Source organism: Niabella sp., assembly GCF_030150205.1.
Lineage (GTDB): Bacteria > Bacteroidota > Bacteroidia > Chitinophagales > Chitinophagaceae > Niabella.
Genome location: NZ_JASLGT010000027.1, coordinates 168,504 through 187,590 on the forward strand (window position 1 = coordinate 168,504; position 19,087 = coordinate 187,590).

Sequence of the window (19,087 nt, forward strand, 5' to 3'; positions counted from 1 at the left end):
CCTACGGTTCACAATAAACCTATACCGATTTTATTATGAGTCAAGACCAATGCCAACCCACTTGCGCATCTGCGGCCAAAAACAAAAAAAGTTGCCGATATGCACCGGCAACTTTTACCTATTAAACCAACAAAACTAAGCGTTTTATTTAGGGCTGCCCTGTCCGGGTGCGCCGCCGGTACCACCGCTATCACCGGCACGGTTCTTTTCATCATCCAGACCGGTTTTACGCTGACGCGCCGATTTGATCTGGGCACTGCCAAAACGGTAAGTAAAGTTCATTTTAAACTGGCGGCTTTCCCAGTTGGCGCCTACACGGGTATACTGTCCGGCATAGTCACTGGTACCGCGGAACCGCATGGTTTTGAAAATATCACTTACCGAACCTTTAAGGGTGCCCTTGCCCTTCATGATCGTTTTTTGCAAACCGGCATCCACAAATCCCATTGCCTTTCCTTTAAATGCGCCCTGCCAGATAAACGGAGAAATATACAGGGTGCTCAGTTCCGCCGTCCAGGTTTTGGCAAACCGCAGTGTACTTTGGGTAAACAGGTTGCCTGCGAATGCATCGGTATTGATCACCCGGCTTCCACCGCCGAAATCAGCTTTGAACTTGGAATAGTTCGAGCTAAGATTGGTAAACAAGCTGTACGATTTATAGCTGAACGGATAACTGATATTTAAACTGATCACATCCTGAGAAGCCAGGTTCTTGGTGGTCTGGAAAGATTTGGATCCGTCCGTTACATCCACGATCTGTGCAAACATATCTTTGATATGACTGTAATTCAAAGTCGTATTCAGCTTATACTTATACGTATAGGTAACGCCGAAACTGTTAGTGTACTGAGGCGTCAACTGTGTATTTCCTTTCATAAACGTATAATCATTCAACGCAAATTCAAAAGGATTCAGCAGACTGTAGTTGGGACGATCGATCCTCCGGCTATAGGTAAAGTTCCACTGACGCATCGGATTCTTATTGATGGTAATGGCAGCGCTGGGGAACAGATCGGTATAATTCCTTTTGAGGGTTGAATCATAATTATCGTACCGGTTGCCTCCTGCATTCCACACCAGGCCGGTAGATTGCCCTTGCGAATTAGTGTTTTCAACACGCAGACCTGCCTGTATCAGAAATCCTTTGAATTGCCGGTTATAATTTACATACCCGGCATTGATATTTTCCTTATAATCAAACTTATTGCTGTTGTTCAAGTCTGGCTTTTCCGTTGGCCCGTTATTGTCGAACCGCTGAAAATCGTTATTCGTATTTACCCATCCCAGTTTAAAACCATAACCCAGGGTTCCTTTGAAAAAACGTTGCTGGTAGTCGGTTTTAATGGAGTAGATATCAATACCGGTGGGCGTATACATGCGGTACAGATTCTTGTTTAAAATGGTAGATCCGTCCGCTGCATAGTAAATATTGGAAACCTGCTGGTTGTTCTTGTTGTTAAAACGGGCATAATCCAGATCCACGTTCAATTCATGACCCGAAGTATCCGCGTACTTATAATTCGCGTTCAGGTTATAGTTATCCCGGTTGCCCTTGGTAACTGTATTGGCCTGCAGGATCCGGTCTACGATGTTGGTATTCTTTGGTGTAATCGGCATAGGGCCGTTACTATTAAACCCGTCGTCATTCAACGTAGCATTTCCCATAATACCAACGGTACTTTTGCTGTTGATATAATAGTCTACCCCGGCCTTCATATTGTGGCTTTTGCGGTCCATGATCATATTGGTGCGCTGATCAAATAAGGTATCCGCCACATCCCTGTTCAGGGTCAAAATGTTGTTGTTCAAACCCTGGCTGTAATTATAATTGCCAAAGGCATTGAATTTCCTGCCCCGGTGATTCAGGGATAACCCGCCGTTATACTTGCTGTAAATACCAATATTGTATCCTGCGGTAAGGGTTCCGTTGGTACCCAGTGATTTGTCCTTTTTCAGCCGGATATTGATGATGCCGGCATTACCGGCCGCCTCATATTTGGCTGAGGGGTTGGTGATCAGCTCAATGCTTTCGATACTGGTAGATTGCAATGACCGCAGGTAATTACCCAGTTCTGAGCCTTTTAACGGGCTGGGCTTACCATCGATATATACCTCAACCCCGTTTTTACCAGCCATGCTGATGTTATCATCCTTATCCACCATTACGCCGGGTGATCTTCTTAACAGATCAATTCCATCGTTACCGGTTGCATTTACGGTTCCCTCCACATTCACGATCATTTTATCGGCCTTTACTTCTACCAGTGGACGGCGGGCGGTTACCACCACTCCTGTTAGCTGAGTTCCGCTTTTTGTAAGGATAATGGGTTCCAGCTTCAGATTTGCGCTTTTGTAGTCAAATGCAGCAGAATAGGCTGCAGCATATCCCACGCTGGTGGCCATTACCAGGTAGCGCCCGTTATTGATAGACTCGAACTGGTATCCTCCGTCGGCCTTTGCCGCATTTAATTTTACGATGGATGAGTCTTTTGCGTTTAATAAAGAAACCGTTGCTTTTTCTGCCGGCTTTCCCGCATCATCTTTTATGCTCCCTGAAATCGTCTGTGCCTGTACCGTTGCCTGAAATAAGAATAGTAGTGCCGGTGCTAATAGTAGTTTCATCAGTTTGTTTTTTATATTTTTTGTGGTCCATTCGAAACTGCATGTATTTATTTCCTGGTGTGAGAAAAAATCATCATGCGTTGTTTTCTAAAAAAGTAGTTTGTAGTTTATTTTTGAAGCAGCAAACTTATGTTGAAAATTGCAACGGGAAAACAGGATGCCGCTTAACGGCAAAAAAACTCCTGCGAACGGTATTTTTTGCCGGACAAGCTGCCCCCGGCGGCAAGCAACTGTTTTTTGCATATGCTGGTAATGCCCGTCAAAACAAAGAAGCTAAAGAACTTATAATAAAAAGCAGCGCCCCGGAAAGGCCCTGCTTTTATGATTGCCGGTTTGCTGAGTAGGATCCATGTCCCAGGTTCTCCGGCTATATAAATGGGTTTCAACCCGGCTTATCCACCTCCGCTTTTTACCCGGTTTTGTTCATCATCCGCACCACCGGTACGGCGACGGGCCGGTTTGATGTTGTTTTTTCCAAACTTGTAGGTAAACGAAATATTATACTGGCGGTTATCCTGCCGGCGGTTGTTGGCCACACTTAGATCCACATCTGCATAACGGGAATAGCCGCTGAAGTTGCTGGTGCGCAGCAGATCTCTTACACCAATTTTCACCGATCCGTTTTTATGAAACACCTGCTTTGCCAGGGCAATATTCATAGCCCCCATGGAGCGCGCAATTAATAAGCCTTCAGACGGGCTGGAGGCGTACCAGCCGCTTAATTCAGCCGTCCATGTTTTGGCAAAAGAAAAACTGTTGGTGATATTGGCATCCAGGTTGTTTACGTTCAGTACTACCGGTATATTCCGGGCACCATCAGTATACAATCCCTTGTACTGGTTATTAAATACGCCGCTGTAGAGGCTTAGGTTCCACCATTTTAGCAGCTGCTTGTTAGCAGAAACAGAAAAGCCCCATTGTCTTCTTTTGCTAAAATTTTCCGTGGTTTGAAAAGCCGTTTTCTTTTCGGTGTTTTGTTTAATAAGCTGCGTAATGATATTATTGGTTTGGGTATGACTTACCGTAAACGTAAGAAAGCGGTTCAGCGTATGACTCACTTCCACCCGGTTAGAAAACTCCGGCTGCAGGTAAGGATTTCCCTGTCCGTACGTGAGCGAATCCAGGAAGAAAACAAAAGGATTCAGATCGTCATAATCGGGCCTCCGGATCCGGCGGCTATATGCCACGCTTAACTGGTTTTTATCATTAAAGCTATATACAGCACCCACATTGGGAAACAGGTTGGTATAGTTTCGTTTAAAACTGCTATCGATGGTAACCTGTGTGCCTTTTGCGTTCGTATTTTCTACCCGCAATCCCCCGGTGAATTCCCATTTTTTTATGGTAGCCGTCATAATCGCATAGGCGGCGTTGATATTCTCTTTATAAATAAAGTGATTGGTACGTTGCTTATCCAGGTACCAGCCGGTACTGGTATCCCGCTGGTAAAGCACATTATTATCCGTGTTTACAAAACTGCTTTTAATACCCGTTTCCAGCTTCAGGTTTTTGGTAAACGGATGTACATAATCCATTTTACCGCTGTAGATATGAATAATGGAGGGAAAATCGCCATTGAGCAATACCGTATTGCCGCGTTTGCTGTTATCCGGGTTGTACACATTGGTGGTTAAAAAATTCCGGCCCCGGCTTTCATAGTAACCCTGATCAAAATCTACCGAAAATTCGCGACCGGCGGAATCAAAACTGTGTTTATAATTCAGGTTGGTATTGATGTTCTTCGATTTATTGGAATTTAAAACATCCGAAAGAAATATGGTATTGACGGCACCATCTGCATCCCGGAGATTGGAAGCACTTTCCTGCCAGTTTTTCCAGGGATTGATATTACCTGTAACTACTATACCGGCTACATCCTTCTGGGTAAAATTGTAGTCAAAACCCAGTTTGCCATTGTGCCATTCACTTTTATTATGCCGGTCTGTACTTTGGTCTGAAGAACCGGAAAATGCGCCGTCCTTATAAAAGTTCCGGTGAATGGTTAACGTGCCCAATCCTTCCCAGGTGCCGCCGTTATAACTTCCGAATACATTGATTTTATTATTCCGGTAGTTAAAGTTAGCGCCACCATTGTATTTGGGATAAAAGCCCTGGGCATAGTTCAGGTTCACATTTCCGTTCATACCTTTTACCACGCCTTTTTTTGTTTTGATGTTGATGACACCTGCTCCACCCGCTGCATCGTATTTTGCCGGGGGATTTGTCATAATCTCGATCTGATCTAACCCGCTGGACTGAATGCTTTTTAAAAATGCAGCCAGCTGTGTACCGTTTAAGTAGGTTTGCTTGCCATCGATCAGGATCAGTACGCCCGCTTTTCCTTTAAGACTCACATTTCCATCAGCATCTACCGATACACCGGGCGATTTTTCCAGGATCTCCAATACATTCAGCCCGGCGTTAGTAGGGGAAGCATCCACATTCACTACCGTTTTTCCTGCTTTTATCTCAACAGGAGGACGTTTTGAGGTAACCACCACGCCGGTCAGTTGCGTATTCGCTTTTTCAAGCACAATGGCGTGTACCGCAGCATCCTTACCATCAACGGTTACCGGTACCGAATAGTTTTTTGCGTAACCCACATTGGAAGCCATTACCAGGTAGGTGCCCGGCCGCAACTGATCAAACCGGTACTTCCCGGTTTTGTCTGCAGCGGTAAGCATTTGTACAGAAGAATCTTTTGCATTTAAAAGCGTGACAGAGGCTTTCTCTAACGGCTTTTCATCGGGACCGGTTACGCTTCCTGAAATGCTTTGTGCCTGTGCCCATACGCTCCATAAACAAAAACCGGCTATCATTAGCTTTTTCATATTTCTCTCATTGTTTGCTACAAAACTATTGCTCCGGTTTCCTCCAGACCAGCTTCTGCCGGTAAATGGGGCAAAACCTCCGTTAATTGTGATAAAATACCATTTGAATGGATTGGGCGGTGTCCCTGATATGCGGTTCCCTGGGGACCGGTAACCCCGGAGCTACTGTTTCCTGATACAATAAATCGCTCAGGAGAAAGAAATGTTACACCATTTATACAGCTTTTGAGAAAAAGAGCGCTCCCTTAAAAATTATTCCTTTAAAAATGGAATATTGGGTTCCTTTACTCATATTTGTACTCAAAAATATTGTTATGAGTTATCCTGAAACCTTGCGTTATACCAAAGATCATGAATGGGTGAGCCTTGAAGGCGATGTGGCCACTATCGGCATTACTGATTTTGCACAAAGAGAACTGGGCGATATCGTTTATGTAGAAGTGGAAACCATTGGCAATTCGTTAAAAGCGGGGGATGTTTTTGGTACGGTTGAAGCTGTAAAAACGGTTTCGGATCTTTTCCTGCCGGTTGACGGAGAAGTTACCGAACTGAACGAAGCGCTTGGCAATGCCCCGGAACTGGTAAACACCGACCCGTATGGTGAAGGCTGGATGATCAAAATGAAAGTATCCAATCCTTCGGATGTTGCCGCGTTATTGGATGCAGCCGGGTACCAGTCGTTGGTGGGCTGATCATGCGGACCAGAAAATAAATTGATTATATATTCAATAAATTTTACAGCCATTCACCTTGTGTGTTTGGCTTTTTTATTTCTAACCTGTAAATAATAGAATGGTGAAAACGGGCTATATTTTGATAGGTGCTTTTTTATATTCGGTGCTGACCGTTGTGCTGCTGACCCTGCCGGGTTCGGCCTTTCCTAAAGAGGATTTTTTCAGCACGATCCAACTGGATAAATGGATCCATATTGGCATGTTCTCCATATTGGCAGGGATCTGGAATTTCTGGTTGATGAAAAAAAAAGGACCCGGCCAAAAATTGTTCCGCCTCTTTTTAATGATCAGCATTGGGGCACTGGCATATGGCATTGCCATGGAATATGTTCAAAAATGGTACATACCCAACCGGTCTTTCGACACGGGAGATATTATTGCTGATGGGATCGGTGCTGCAATTGGATTATTTGCAAGTGTTTACCTATACAAAAAAATAGACCCCTGTGGAAACAGGGGTCGCAACCAAAACTAACTGCTTATGAGAAAATTGACTATCTTTTTTAAAACTTAATATTTGTTGTTCTTTCAAATAGAAACGCAATATCCTTGCCACTTATTACAATCGGAATGTTAAAATAATGCAAAACCGATTTTTCAAAACATTTTCTATATAAAGAACGTGTACAGGATACATAAAGCAGAAACTATGCCAAATCCGGAAATCATTTAAAAAATCCGGAAATTAAACCGGCCAGGCCTCCGGATTGCTGAGTTTGCTGATGTGTTTGTGCATTTTGTGTTACCTGGCCAATGATCTGGCTGATATCAACACTACCCTGCCCTGAAACCTGGTTTAACAATCCCTGAAAATCAAAACCACCGGTTGCTGAAGCCGTGCTATTGCCACCCCCTCCGGTTAAACTGCCAATCAGACTGTTTAGGTTAAAACCACTGTCCTGGGGTTCATTGCTTACAGTGCGGTTTACCAGGCCGTTGAGCACATTCGGGATCAGGTTGCTGGCAATATTATTGGCCGTAGCCGGGTTCAGGTTCATATTGGAAACCAGGCGGTTTGCCAAATGGCCGATCATCATGCTTACCATGGGATTGCTTAAAATGCTACTGCCTCCCTGACTTTGTCCACCACCCGTAAATAAAGAAATAATGCTTTGGAGCCCGCCGCCGCTGGCCATATTCTGGAACCCGCCGGTAATGGTATTGGCGGCCTCTGCCATTACCTGGTTATTGTACTCGTTTGGAACATCGGGGTTTTCAACAACAGACTGCTGCCCGTATTGTTTTACAAGGTTCAGGATTTGATCTAACATTTTGTTTTCGTTTTAGGTTTAAAAAATTTTCTACAAAATAAGATCAATGCCGGAGAATCAGGAATTTTTCTTTTCGTTGCGCCACCACCGGATCCCCAGGAAGGCGATCAGGGCCAATGGTAAAAAAGCCAGGTAAAGGATCCCCGAATTAAATCCCCTTGCGGGGCCATCGCCCATCTGCTGTGTGGTTTTGGTACAGATGGAGCATTGAGCGAAGGTCTGCACCGTTTGAATAAGACCAAGGACAAAAACAACTGCAAACAGTACTTTCTTTTTCATTGCGCAAAATTACTTTATTGTTCTTGCTATTTAAACAACCAGGTCCCCGAAATGTTGCCGCCCGTCAAATAGACGACCATCCGGCATAACTGCATTCCTAAAACAGCCTAAAAACTGCATTTGTTAAAAAATAAACCGGTACTCCAGAAACAAAAAATTATAACTATATTTATAGTTCAGGGAGATTTATGGAAAACGGAGAACGATGAGTGAGAAAAATATAGCGTGCAATTATTACATGAGACCTGTAGCAATGATCACCTTTCTTTTAGAAACAGCGCTTATGGTGCGGCAATGGAATCGCATTCTTTTTTAAATTTAAAATTCCATATAGGATATTTAAATTTTTCCGGGGACGTATAAACCTAAAACGACATACATATGAAATCAAAATTTTTGCTTACGTCCCTGCTGGTCCTGGGCCCTTTTTTTATATGGGCACAATATGTAAATCTCCGGTTCACCCCAGCACAGCCGAAGCCCGGTGATATTGTTTAATTTGAATATGACCCAATGGGTACTCCGCTGGAAAATGCTGCGGCTGTTACACCCGCCGTTTTCCTTTACGATGGAAATATCCGGGCTGCGGAAGTAACCGCTTCCAGAACAAATGGCAAATGGACCGGCAGCATTCCTACCAGCGACACGGCCAAGGCCCTGCTGATCGCTTTTAAGCAGGATAACCAAATGGACAATAATAAGGAACAGGGCTATTCTTTATTATTAACACAGGAAAACAAACCGGTAAAAAATGCCGCGGCAGCCCTGGCATCTCTAAATGATTTTGGAGGGTTTATGCTGGATATGAAAGTAAAACCGGAAACCAACCTGGCGCTTTACAACCAGGAATTTGAAGCCTACCCGGAACTTAAAATTAAACATGCCAGTCCTTATGCACGCCTTTTAATGAAAGCTGATAAAGAAAACGGAAAGCAAAAAGTAGAAGCGCTGATCGAAGCATTGCAGCAAAAAGCGGATAAAACAGAAGCGGATTATATTGCCCTACAATACACATACCTTGCTCTGAAAGACAATGACAATGCCGCGAAAATAAAAAAGGAGCTCCTGTCGATGTATCCCAAAGGAACCGCTGCTAAAAGTGACCGGCTCAATGTCTTATACCGGGAGCAGGATCTTGAAAAACGGATGCTGATGCTGGATAGCCTTCAAAAAGATTTTCCCGCAACCACGGCCATTGAAGCAGAAAGCTATGCAAACATGCGTGGCAGCATGTATGGCCAGATGGCCTTTAATGCCGGCGTAGCCCGGAAATGGGTCGACTTCCATAAATACATTCCTAAAACGGAAAGCAATACAGCACTTGCGCTGGCTTACAACGAAACCGCCTGGGAGCTTTCGGGAAAAGGGTTGGATAACAAAGGAGATAGTTTACAATTTGCAAAAAAACTGTCAGCCGAGGCGTTGGCTTATATGAAAAAAGAAATAGCAGCCCCAACCGCCAAACCGGACTATCGCACCAAGGCCGAATACCTGAAAGGCCTGGATTATAACCTGGGAAATTATATGGATACCTATGCCCTTATCCTCTGGAAACTGAACGAGCGTACAGAGGCTCTTAAAGTACAGGAAACGGCGGTTCAGAAAACCGGTAAAACAAATACCAATATTATCGAGCGCTACCTGGTTTTTAAAGAAAAGATAAAAGGTAAAAATGCGGTGCAAGCAGAGATCGAAGACCTGATCAAAGAAGGTAAGGGCACACCAAAAATCACCGAACTCTTAAAAAATGGCTACGTTTCCAAAAATAAATCAGACAAAGGGTATGCGGCCTACCTCGACAAGCTGCAGGCCGTGTACCGGGAGAAGCTGAAAGATGAGCTAAGGAAACAGATGATCAACGAACCCGCTCCGAAATTTGTTCTGAATGATCTCGATGGTAAAGAAGTATCCCTGGAATCTTTAAAAGGAAAGGTCGTGGTTGCTGATTTCTGGGCAACCTGGTGCGGCCCCTGCCGGGCATCTTTCCCGGGCATGCTGAAAGCACAGCATCAGTTTCAGAATGACCCGGACGTAAAATTCCTGTTTGTAAATACGCGGGAAGGCGCTCAACCCGGTGAGATGGTATCTAAAGTGGGCGATTTTGTTAAAAAGAACAAGTATGACTTCCACGTATTGCTGGATGCCAACAATAAGGTTTCCGACAATTTTGCGGTTGATGGCATCCCGGCAAAATTCCTGATCGACGGTAATGGCAATATCCGTTTTAAAGTAGTGGGTTTTGATGGCAATACCGATAACCTGGTGGAAGAAATGCGGGCTATGATTGAAGTGATGCGGAACTAACGGTGAAATAAGGACTATCCGGTAATAAAGCTTTCGTAATTGTTCCGGCTTATGGTATGAAATGCAGCATCCGGGTATGCTTTTGAAAAGGCCACCGGTAGCTTTGCAGCCGCATTCCATTTCATTTCGTATGCCGCAATACTGCCGGCCCTTTCTTCAATAAGATCGATCTCCTGCTGATCATAGGTGCGCCAAAAATAGCTGTTGACATTTATTTGCTGATAGGCGGTGTATTTTATACGCTCGCTTAACACATAATTTTCCCAGAGCATGCCGGTATCCGGCCGTATCGCCAATGGCTGAAAGCTATTGAGTAGGGCGTTGCGCACGCCATTGTCGAAAAAGTACCAGCGGCTGCTTTTTACAATTTCCTTTCGCAGGTTTTTACTAAAGCCCTGCCGTTTATACAATACAAATGATTTTGCCAGCAGATCCAGGTACCGCTCTACGGTGTTTTTGCTGATCCCCAGGCTTCTGCCCATTTCTTCGAAGGAAACATCCTTGCCGATCTGGTGCGCCAGCAATACCAGCAGGCTTTTTACTTTTTGAGGATTACGGATATTTTCAAAGGCAAGAATATCCTTTAATAAATAGGTGTTGACGAGCTCCTGCAGATATTGCTGCTTTTCTGAAAGGGACGTTGTTGTCAATACCTCCGGGTAACTGCCAAAAATCAACCGGTCGGGAAGGTTTTGCCGTGTTTGCAGGGCGTTTTCGCCGGGCGCCAGCTCCATCTGGGCAACCGGGTACATGTAATTCGTAATGGTACGTCCCACAAGCGGCTCTCCTTCTTTTTGCTGCAGATCAAAGCTGCTGGATCCCGTCAGGATAATATGAAGCGGTTTTATTTCATCGATCATCAACTTTACTTTCCGGCCAATATCAGGAATGTACTGGGCTTCATCAATGATCAGCAGTTTACTGTTTTGCAATAGCCGTTTGTAGTTAGCCACCGTACGCTCCTGCAGTAATTGGGCGGTATCTTCATCTTCACCATTCAACCACAAACAATCTTCTTTAAAATGCTCTTTTACCAACCGCAATAATTCCGTTTTGCCTACGCGCCGGGCACCTACAAGCAACGACACCTTTTGGCGGGCCGCATCCTTTACCAGTTTTTTAAAAAGCGCGCGTTCGATCATGGATACAAAAATACAGAAACTGACGGAATTTATATAAATACAGTAATTTAACTGACGGAATTTACATAAATATAGTCATTTAACTGACGGAATTTGCATTTATATGCTAAAAAAATACGCTTCCGGTTATCCGAAAGCGTATAAGAAATTAATTTATAATTATTTAAACAGCTTCTGCGGCCATTTTCTTTGCGATCTTGTTGCGCTCAATTTCATCCAGTACTACTTTACGCATCCGGATAAAATTAGGCGTTACCTCAATGCACTCATCATGCTGAATGTACTCCATGCACTCTTCCAGGGTCATCAGCGTTTTAGGAGCGATGCGGGTAGCATCGTCGCTTCCGCTGGCACGGTGGTTGGTCAGCTTCTTTTCTTCTGTAGCGTTTACTACCAGGTCGCCCGGTTTGATGTTTTCTGCAAGCACCTGTCCTGCATATACTTCTTCACCCGGATCTACAAAGAAGGTACCCCGATCCTGTAATTTATCAATAGAGTAACCGGTTGTCCGGCCCTGGTTCTTGGAGATGAGCACACCGTTATTTCTGCCGGGGATCATTCCTTTCCAGGGTTGGTAAGAAGAGAACCGGTGTGCCATTACAGCCTCACCAGTGGTAGCGGTCAGCATTTGCGTACGTAAACCGATCAATCCGCGGGAAGGGATCTCAAATTCCAGGTGCTGCATTTCGCCCTTGGTTTCCATTACCAGCATTTCTCCTTTGCGACGGGTAACCAGGTCAATCACCTTGCTGGCAAACTCTTCCGGTACATCCACCACCAGGGTTTCGAACGGTTCGTGTTTTTTGCCGTCTATCTCTTTGGTAATTACCTGGGGCTGACCAACGGTTAACTCATATCCCTCGCGGCGCATGGTTTCAATCAGTACACCCAGGTGCAAAATACCCCGGCCGTATACCAGGAAGGCTTCACCGCCTTCGCTTTCTTCCACGCGCAGGGCAAGGTTCTTTTCTGTTTCTTTTTCCAAACGATCGCGCAGGTGCCGGCTGGTTACAAACTTACCATCCTTACCATAGAACGGAGAGTTGTTAATACCAAACAACATGTTCATGGTAGGCTCATCCACGCTGATCCGCGGCAGTGCCTCTGAATTTTCTGCATCGGCAATGGTATCACCAATATTAAAGTCTTCAATACCTACCACCGCACAAAGATCGCCGGCCTGTACTTCCGTTACTTTCTTTTTGCCCATTCCCTCAAACACATATAATTCTTTTACACGGGTCTTTTTTACACCATCTTCCTGCATCAGGGCGATCTGCTGACCTTCTTTGATTACCCCACGGCCTACTTTACCTACGGCGATACGACCCAGGAAAGAAGAGTAATCCAGCGATGTGATCTGCATTTGCAGCGGACCTTCTGCTACTTTTGGAAGCGGCACATATTTTAAAATACCATCCAATAAAGGATTGATATTATCGATCGGTGTTAACGAGTCATTGAACCAGCCGTTCTTTCCGGAGCCATAGAAGGTAGGAAAATCCAGTTGCTCCTCGGTAGCATCCAGGTTAAAGAACAGATCAAATACCGCATCATGTACTTCATCCGGGCGGCAGTTCGGTTTATCTACCTTATTAATAACCACGATCGGTTTTAATCCCAGGGCCAGTGCTTTTTGTAACACAAAGCGGGTTTGCGGCATCGGCCCTTCAAAGGCATCCACCAGCAAAATAACCCCGTCGGCCATTTTCAAAACACGCTCTACCTCTCCTCCAAAATCGGCGTGACCGGGTGTATCAATTACGTTAATTTTTGTATCCTTGTAAGTAACGGCTGCATTTTTACTAAAAATGGTAATACCCCGCTCTCTTTCCAGATCGTTGTTATCCATGATCAGTTCACCGGTGGCCTGGTTCTCACGGAAAACAGAAGTAGCGTGTAAAATTTTATCTACTAATGTAGTTTTTCCGTGGTCTACGTGCGCGATGATTGCGATGTTTCTTAAATTCATTTTTAAAATTTGGAGGCGCAAAGGTACGATAAATCTGCGCTACAGCACAATTTTTTGAACCGGCACCGGCCGATTTAATGAAAAAATAGCATAAATTCCGGCAATTTTACTACGATAAAGCACCCTGTTCACGGGCTTAAACCGTTGAAATCCTATTGATTGCCTCTTGGCCAGGACATTATTTTGTTTTTCTTTTTACTTTTAAAACCTGTCCCCTCCTCGTTTTTTGGTGCAAAACGGCCGGATTGCGGGCGAGCCAGACTGTTCCTGTTTATTTACAGGCATTTATATATGCATAAACACCGGATAACCTGGAATATGTATTATTTTCGGTCCTGATTCTTCAATTATGTTCCTTTTAATATATAGATGTACAATTTTAGCAGCCCTTAATTCCCCGATCTGTTTTTTTCTTCCTGGTTACCGGTTTTGCGGGTAGAAACGGAAATTTTGTTATTACCAAAACTATAGCTGACCGAAAGCCGCATCGCCCGCGAATCGTAGTACTGCGTGTAAGATTGCCGTATTCCATCTGCCAAAAAATGAATCATGGAATAGTCGTCCTTCAGAACGTCATAAAAATTAAGCCCCAGTACCCATTTCTTTTTGGCCAGCAGATACTTGAACCCGATGTCCAGCGAGGAAGAAGCGGTTACATTGTAAAAATTATTTTTTGAAGGCGCATTATAGCTAAAATAGACCGTCGTAAAAAAGGTTTGTGCGCTATTCAATGTAAATGTATTGGAAGTGGAAAAGCCGCCGCCATAGCCGGTATAATACTTGTTTACCTGGGGAATAAAATTGCGCGTTTTATTATAGCTGAAATTGATATTGGAATTGTGCTCCCACCAGGGAAATAACCGTTTGTTCAACGAGGAATAAACACCTGCGGACCAGCCATTATAAAAGTTAAGACGCCTGAATATCTGGATATCCTTTATGGTATCGTGATAGGTAAACTGGCTGTACCCATCCTTTGTATCGGAAAAGTAAACATTCGTATTCAGCAGATTGTTAAAACTGTGATTCAGCGAATAATTATAGGTAAAGGAGGGTTGCAAAAAAGGATTGCCTTCTGCATAGGAATTGGAGTTCATATACGTTCTGGAAGGATTGAGGTACCAGAATGTGGGACGGGAAATACGCCTTGAAAAGTTTGCCGACCAGGTATTTTTTCCGCCGGGTTTATACAGCAGGTAAATGGTAGGAAAGAGTTTAAAATAGCTGCGGCGCACCAGGCTATCTGCAGTAATGGAATGCGCCAAGGTTTGCGTGTATTCTCCCCTCAGGCCGGCCTTTGCTTCTACTTTACTACTGATCTTTTTAGTTGCTGAAAAATACAACGCCCCGGTTGTTTCCCGGTATTGAAACGTGTCTCTTTCAGAAAAATAAGCGGTGGCTTTCTGCGGATCATTAAAAAAGTCGGCGCTTACATTGTTATTCGTTTGGGTCGCAGACAGCTTGGCTCCATATTCCACAGTAGCCCATTTATAAGGCATATAAAAATCTGTTTTGCCGGAGTAGTTTTGAATATGCTGCAGACTGTTGTTGATCACGTATTGTCGCACAACACTATCCTGCAGGATGAAGTTCATATCGGATACGAATGCATTGTTGCGGGGATTCCGGTTATCGAAGTAGTCCAGATCGACAGAAAAATTTTTTCCCAGTGTGTCTATTTTTTGGTTGTAGTTTAGATTCAGCGAATGGCTGCGCGGCTGTGATCCGGTACTGCCATCCGTCCGGAATTCCTTTACCGGATTGTTTTCCGCAACACCCTTTGAATTGGTTTCTTCGTATGTAATATTCTTACCGGTATAACTATTATATTGTACGCCTATCGTTTTTGTTTTGGTAAGACTGTATTGAAGGTTTACAATACCGGAGATTCCTTTTCCGGTTTGTTTACTCCACACCTCATTATGCCATACCTCCCGGGGATAATGATAAAAAATATCATTGGTATATAATGATGTACTTTGCGAAACACCAAGATCTGCGAGCAGTGCTATTTTATTTTTCTTATACGAAAAATTAACCCCGGCATTCGCCTGAGGGTAATTAGCCTGCCTGTAACTGCCCCGCAGTGTAGTATTCCATGCATTCGCTTTTGCTTCTTTCAGTTGAATATTAATGAGGCCGCTGTTGCCTTCAGCATCGTATTTTGATGGCGGAGTGGTGATCACTTCTATCTTCCTGATACTGGCTGCAGGAATGGATTTCAGGTAACTTATTAACGCTTCGCCGGAAAGCGGAAGCAGTTTGTCGTTTACCATTACCCGTAAACCGGATTTGCCAATCATAACAATATTATCACCTCTTATTTGAACCCTGGGCGTAATACGTAATGCATCCAAGGCATCTCCTCCCAGTACACCTATGGAATTTTCCACATTAAATACCAGGCGATCTACTTGCTGCTCAATCAATGGCCTTCGGGCGGTAACGGTTATATTCGCCAGGCTGCTCTTTTCTTTTATAAGAACGATCCTGTTCAATGCCACTGTATCCGGGTAATGCAATTGCTGTGTTTGGGAAACATAGCCAACCGAAGATATTTCAACAGTATAGTGGGCATTTTTTTTAAAGGGAAAATGTAATTGAAAATACCCCCTCTCATCTGCTGCCGTGTTCATTAATGTGGTTTTATCCTGCAAAACAGAAACAGTAGCAAAAGGTACCGGTGCATTCTCCTCGCTCAATATCCTCCCCGAGATATCAGAATAAGCAAATGCTGTGGTTACTCCCTGTTTCCGCAGCGTTTCACTCCCAATTACGATTTTATCGTTACCACGCAGGATATAAAACAGGTTTTGGGGTGGCAGTATCATTTGCAATATTTCTGAAACCGGTCTGCGCACTGCTTCAATACGGGTACGCATAGTATCCTGCACTACCTCATCACTGTATAAAATATTATAACGCGCTTTACGTTGTATTTCTTCCAACACTTGTGGCAGCGGGCTATTAGTGATTTTCAGCGTTAGCTTCCGATCCTGTGCAGCGCCGGTAGCGAAAATAAAAAGCAGCATTCCGGTCAGGCACACAAAAAACAATTTATTCATAAATCCTTATTCTAGTATAATCACATTATTTTCTGTCTTAACTAAAAACGGGTAGGAAATCTGCAATGATTCCAGCGCCTCCTCCAGTGTTTCGGTAGTAAACATGCCGCTGAACCTTTTTTCTTTCAACAGCTCATTCCGGATCTCAATGCTGGCATTGTATTTTTTTGCAAGACGAGGCACCAGTGTTTCCAGTTTTTCCTTTTTAAAGCTTAGTGTATCGGCCCCGGGACCTGTATCACCGGGCAGCTGCAAAGCCGTAATGTCAAATTGCAGAGAGCTGGGTGTTGTTTCAGTAACGGATAATTTTTGGTTAGGTTTTAGCAGTACTTTATCATTTAGATTGCTCCGGTTACTTACTTCCACCAGTCCGCGCAGTAAGGCCACTGATACATTTTGAGGCGTTTTCTGATCTATGTAAAAAGCAGTGCCCTTAACGGTAATATTTACCGGGCCTGCCTGTACCACCAGGGGAACTGCAGCATTTTTTGCCACATCAAAAAAGGCGTTGCCGTGTAAAATAATATGCCGCTGTTTCCGGCCAAATGCACGGTTATAAAGGATAAACGCAGATGCACTCAATTGTACTTTGGTTCCATCTTCCAGTGTGGTATACAACGGTTGTGCTCCGCTGCGGAGCGTATCCATACCGGCAACAGGCGCCATTGCCGCTTTGTTGTTACTGTTAAATAACCAAAAAGCCAGCCCAAGCATTACCAACAGGACGGCAGCAATTTTCAATAAGAATCCATACCTCATTTTTTGACGAAGCGGCTCCAGTGCCGGCACCGGCCCGTCTATACCGGGTTGTGCAAGCCGTGCCCTGGTAGCACGCAGTTTGTCCTGCACAAATGGATCGGTAATGCCTGCCTGTGGCCATTCATACGCCGTTATAGCACCGGCGATCTGTGCATATTCGGCATTTTCGGTTATGGCCGTTTCCAGCAATGCCGCCTCGTTATCAGAAAGCTCCCGGCTTATTTTTTTCGTCAACAAGGTCAGAAATAAATCCCTGTCCATTTTATAAAATATTTTGTTTTTACATCAATAAAAGCAGCATCCCCAGGCTCCTGGCCATCTTTGCTTTTTGTGGATCATAGCCCAGGTGGCCGCTGATTTCACCAGCCAGTGTTTTAACCGCTTTGTACAACTGGCTTTCTACCGTACGTACGGAAAGGTTTAAAATGACCGCTACTTCCCTGCATTTGAGCCCGTCTTCCTTTACCAGCATAAAAATCAATTTTCGCTGCAGGGGCAGCGCCTGAACTGCTTTTTCCAGCAACCGTTGCAACTCCTTCGACTCCGCAGGATGATGATCCGTTCCCGGGTCATTGCTGTCTGTTATCATCCTAAGCTTATGTGCTCGTTTATAATTCAGACAGGTATTTCGGACAGCCGTATAGAAATAGGTTTCGGGATAATGAATCACAGGCAGATTTTTTCTCTTTTGCCAGAGACGGACAAAAAAAATGGAAACGACATCTTCCGCGTCCTGCTGCACGGTCAAAAATTGCAGCGCAAATTTTAACAGCCGCCGGTAAAACAGCCGGAAAAGCTGATCAAATGCCTGCGCATCATCCTTTTTCAGACCCTCAATTAAAGCGTTTATTTCTTCTGTATGCATGCTTCAAATTTGATCATTGATCTGGGGTTTTGTTTATTAGACACCCCATTCTTCTAAATTACTTACTGTATAACTATTTTTTATCCGGTACAGGAACCGGCTATTTTACACCTGCCGGTGTTGCAAAGAATACATTTTATCGTCAAAATATTTATCTTGCCGCTTACAAGCATTTGTTTATGAATCGGACAATCATTGCCGGAATCGGGAGCTATGTACCGGAGAATGTGGTAACCAATACGGAACTGACACAGTTTATGGACACCAGCGATCAATGGATCCAGGAGCGTACCGGCATCCGGGAACGGCGGTATGTACGCCGCTTTGAGGAAACCACAGCTACCATTGGAGCCGAAGCCGCGAAAATAGCCATCGAACGGGCCGGCATAACAGTCAGTGATATCGACTTTATCATCTTTGCCACGCTGAGCCCGGATTACTTTTTTCCCGGCTGCGGAGTGCTGGTACAACGTATACTGGGACTTAAAGATGTAGGCGCACTGGATGTACGCAACCAGTGCAGCGGCTTTTTATACGGACTCAGTGTGGCCGATCAGTTTATAAAGACGGGGATGTATAAGAATATCCTGCTGATTGGTGCGGAAGTGCATTCCTATGCCATGGATTTTTCCACCAGGGGGCGTAATGTATCGGTTATTTTTGGTGATGGGGCCGGAGCAGTGATCTTACAGCCCTCACCGGATCCGGAACGCGGTATTTTAAGCACCCACCTGCACAGCGATGGCGCGGACGCCGAAGTGCTGAGCATGCCCAATCCCGGTTTTCATGCGGGCGCACACCGGCCGGAATGGCGGCCACCCGTTCCGCCCCAAAAATACGGAGGCGTTTTTATTACGCCGGAGCTGTTAGATAAAGAAGATTTTTATCCTCATATGGATGGACAGGCCGTATTTAAAAAGGCAGTAGTAAAAATGCCGGAGGTCATTATGGAAGCACTCAACGCCAATCAGCATAAGCCGGAAGAGCTGCAGCTTTTAATTCCGCACCAGGCCAACCTGCGCATTTCCCAGTTTGTACAGCAAACCCTCCGGCTGCGGGATGACCAGGTTTTTAACAATATTCAAAAATATGGAAACACCACAGCCGCGTCTGTTCCCTTAGCTTTGTGTGAAGCCTGGGAAAATGGCCGGGTAAAAGAAAAGGACCTGGTGTGCCTGGCGGCTTTTGGCAGCGGCTTTACCTGGGGCAGCGCCTTGTTAAGATGGTAGATTATAAAACACCG

At 44.6% G+C, this 19,087-nt stretch carries 14 protein-coding genes; 5 read left to right on the plus strand and 9 right to left on the minus strand.

The window, feature by feature from the left end:
- Positions 1 to 144: 144 nt before the first annotated feature.
- A complete protein-coding gene (locus tag Q1V85_RS20805; RefSeq protein WP_300602689.1) occupies positions 145 to 2,622 on the minus strand; it encodes an outer membrane beta-barrel protein in 2,478 nt (825 codons plus the stop codon).
- A gap of 59 nt (positions 2,623 to 2,681) precedes the next feature.
- Between Q1V85_RS20805 and Q1V85_RS20810 the strand changes: the two genes are divergently transcribed.
- Positions 2,682 to 2,966 (plus strand): hypothetical protein, encoded by a 285-nt coding sequence (locus Q1V85_RS20810; protein WP_300602692.1) that lies wholly within the window; start codon positions 2,682 to 2,684, stop codon positions 2,964 to 2,966.
- 48 nt (positions 2,967 to 3,014) lie between these two features.
- On the opposite strand, the gene Q1V85_RS20815 is transcribed toward Q1V85_RS20810, so the two are convergent.
- On the minus strand, positions 3,015 to 5,453 hold the full coding sequence (locus Q1V85_RS20815) for a TonB-dependent receptor (RefSeq protein ID WP_300602694.1): 2,439 nt from the start codon (positions 5,451 to 5,453) through the stop codon (positions 3,015 to 3,017).
- A gap of 314 nt (positions 5,454 to 5,767) precedes the next feature.
- Between Q1V85_RS20815 and gcvH the strand changes: the two genes are divergently transcribed.
- On the plus strand, positions 5,768 to 6,145 hold the full coding sequence (gene gcvH / locus Q1V85_RS20820) for a glycine cleavage system protein GcvH (RefSeq protein WP_300602696.1): 378 nt from the start codon (positions 5,768 to 5,770) through the stop codon (positions 6,143 to 6,145).
- Between the two features lie 100 nt (positions 6,146 to 6,245).
- Positions 6,246 to 6,662, plus strand: coding sequence for a VanZ family protein (locus Q1V85_RS20825; protein WP_300602699.1), 417 nt, complete (start codon positions 6,246 to 6,248; stop codon positions 6,660 to 6,662).
- 190 nt (positions 6,663 to 6,852) lie between these two features.
- On the opposite strand, the gene Q1V85_RS20830 is transcribed toward Q1V85_RS20825, so the two are convergent.
- Both Q1V85_RS20830 and Q1V85_RS20835 read right to left on the minus strand, forming a co-directional pair.
- Positions 6,853 to 7,458: a hypothetical protein gene (locus Q1V85_RS20830; protein ID WP_300602701.1), complete on the minus strand. Its 606-nt coding sequence runs from the start codon at positions 7,456 to 7,458 to the stop codon at positions 6,853 to 6,855.
- A 57-nt stretch (positions 7,459 to 7,515) separates the two neighbouring features.
- A complete protein-coding gene (locus Q1V85_RS20835) occupies positions 7,516 to 7,737 on the minus strand; it encodes a hypothetical protein (protein ID WP_300602704.1) in 222 nt (73 codons plus the stop codon).
- Between the two features lie 513 nt (positions 7,738 to 8,250).
- On the opposite strand from Q1V85_RS20835, the gene Q1V85_RS20840 reads away from it, so the two are divergent.
- A complete protein-coding gene (locus Q1V85_RS20840; RefSeq protein ID WP_300602707.1) occupies positions 8,251 to 10,041 on the plus strand; it encodes a TlpA disulfide reductase family protein in 1,791 nt (596 codons plus the stop codon).
- A gap of 14 nt (positions 10,042 to 10,055) precedes the next feature.
- Here the strand turns inward: Q1V85_RS20840 and Q1V85_RS20845 are convergent, their stop codons facing one another.
- From Q1V85_RS20845 to Q1V85_RS20865, 5 genes are all read right to left on the minus strand, one after another.
- Positions 10,056 to 11,183, minus strand: a complete 1,128-nt coding sequence (locus Q1V85_RS20845; RefSeq protein WP_300602710.1) for an ATP-binding protein — start codon at positions 11,181 to 11,183, stop codon at positions 10,056 to 10,058.
- 163 nt (positions 11,184 to 11,346) lie between these two features.
- Positions 11,347 to 13,155 (minus strand): translational GTPase TypA, encoded by a 1,809-nt coding sequence (typA, locus tag Q1V85_RS20850; protein ID WP_300602713.1) that lies wholly within the window; start codon positions 13,153 to 13,155, stop codon positions 11,347 to 11,349.
- A gap of 389 nt (positions 13,156 to 13,544) precedes the next feature.
- Positions 13,545 to 16,220, minus strand: coding sequence for an outer membrane beta-barrel family protein (locus Q1V85_RS20855; RefSeq protein ID WP_300602715.1), 2,676 nt, complete (start codon positions 16,218 to 16,220; stop codon positions 13,545 to 13,547).
- Positions 16,221 to 16,226: 6 nt separating this feature from the next.
- On the minus strand, positions 16,227 to 17,240 hold the full coding sequence (locus Q1V85_RS20860; RefSeq protein WP_300602718.1) for a FecR domain-containing protein: 1,014 nt from the start codon (positions 17,238 to 17,240) through the stop codon (positions 16,227 to 16,229).
- A 19-nt stretch (positions 17,241 to 17,259) separates the two neighbouring features.
- Positions 17,260 to 17,844, minus strand: coding sequence for a sigma-70 family RNA polymerase sigma factor (locus Q1V85_RS20865; RefSeq protein ID WP_300602720.1), 585 nt, complete (start codon positions 17,842 to 17,844; stop codon positions 17,260 to 17,262).
- A 179-nt stretch (positions 17,845 to 18,023) separates the two neighbouring features.
- Between Q1V85_RS20865 and Q1V85_RS20870 the strand changes: the two genes are divergently transcribed.
- Entirely contained in the window at positions 18,024 to 19,073 is a 1,050-nt protein-coding gene (locus tag Q1V85_RS20870) for a beta-ketoacyl-ACP synthase III (protein WP_300602723.1), read from the plus strand.
- Positions 19,074 to 19,087 lie beyond the last annotated feature (14 nt).

Coding starts and splice junctions, on each gene's coding strand:
- Q1V85_RS20805 (WP_300602689.1), bottom strand. CDS start 2,622: ATGAAACTACTATTAGCACCGGCACTACTATTCTTATTTCAGGCAACG.
- Q1V85_RS20815 (WP_300602694.1), bottom strand. CDS start 5,453: ATGAAAAAGCTAATGATAGCCGGTTTTTGTTTATGGAGCGTATGGGCA.
- gcvH (WP_300602696.1), top strand. CDS start 5,768: ATGAGTTATCCTGAAACCTTGCGTTATACCAAAGATCATGAATGGGTG.
- Q1V85_RS20825 (WP_300602699.1), top strand. CDS start 6,246: ATGGTGAAAACGGGCTATATTTTGATAGGTGCTTTTTTATATTCGGTG.
- Q1V85_RS20830 (WP_300602701.1), bottom strand. CDS start 7,458: ATGTTAGATCAAATCCTGAACCTTGTAAAACAATACGGGCAGCAGTCT.
- Q1V85_RS20835 (WP_300602704.1), bottom strand. CDS start 7,737: ATGAAAAAGAAAGTACTGTTTGCAGTTGTTTTTGTCCTTGGTCTTATT.
- Q1V85_RS20840 (WP_300602707.1), top strand. CDS start 8,251: ATGGGTACTCCGCTGGAAAATGCTGCGGCTGTTACACCCGCCGTTTTC.
- Q1V85_RS20845 (WP_300602710.1), bottom strand. CDS start 11,183: ATGATCGAACGCGCGCTTTTTAAAAAACTGGTAAAGGATGCGGCCCGC.
- typA (WP_300602713.1), bottom strand. CDS start 13,155: ATGAATTTAAGAAACATCGCAATCATCGCGCACGTAGACCACGGAAAA.
- Q1V85_RS20855 (WP_300602715.1), bottom strand. CDS start 16,220: ATGAATAAATTGTTTTTTGTGTGCCTGACCGGAATGCTGCTTTTTATT.
- Q1V85_RS20860 (WP_300602718.1), bottom strand. CDS start 17,240: ATGGACAGGGATTTATTTCTGACCTTGTTGACGAAAAAAATAAGCCGG.
- Q1V85_RS20865 (WP_300602720.1), bottom strand. CDS start 17,844: ATGCATACAGAAGAAATAAACGCTTTAATTGAGGGTCTGAAAAAGGAT.
- Q1V85_RS20870 (WP_300602723.1), top strand. CDS start 18,024: ATGAATCGGACAATCATTGCCGGAATCGGGAGCTATGTACCGGAGAAT.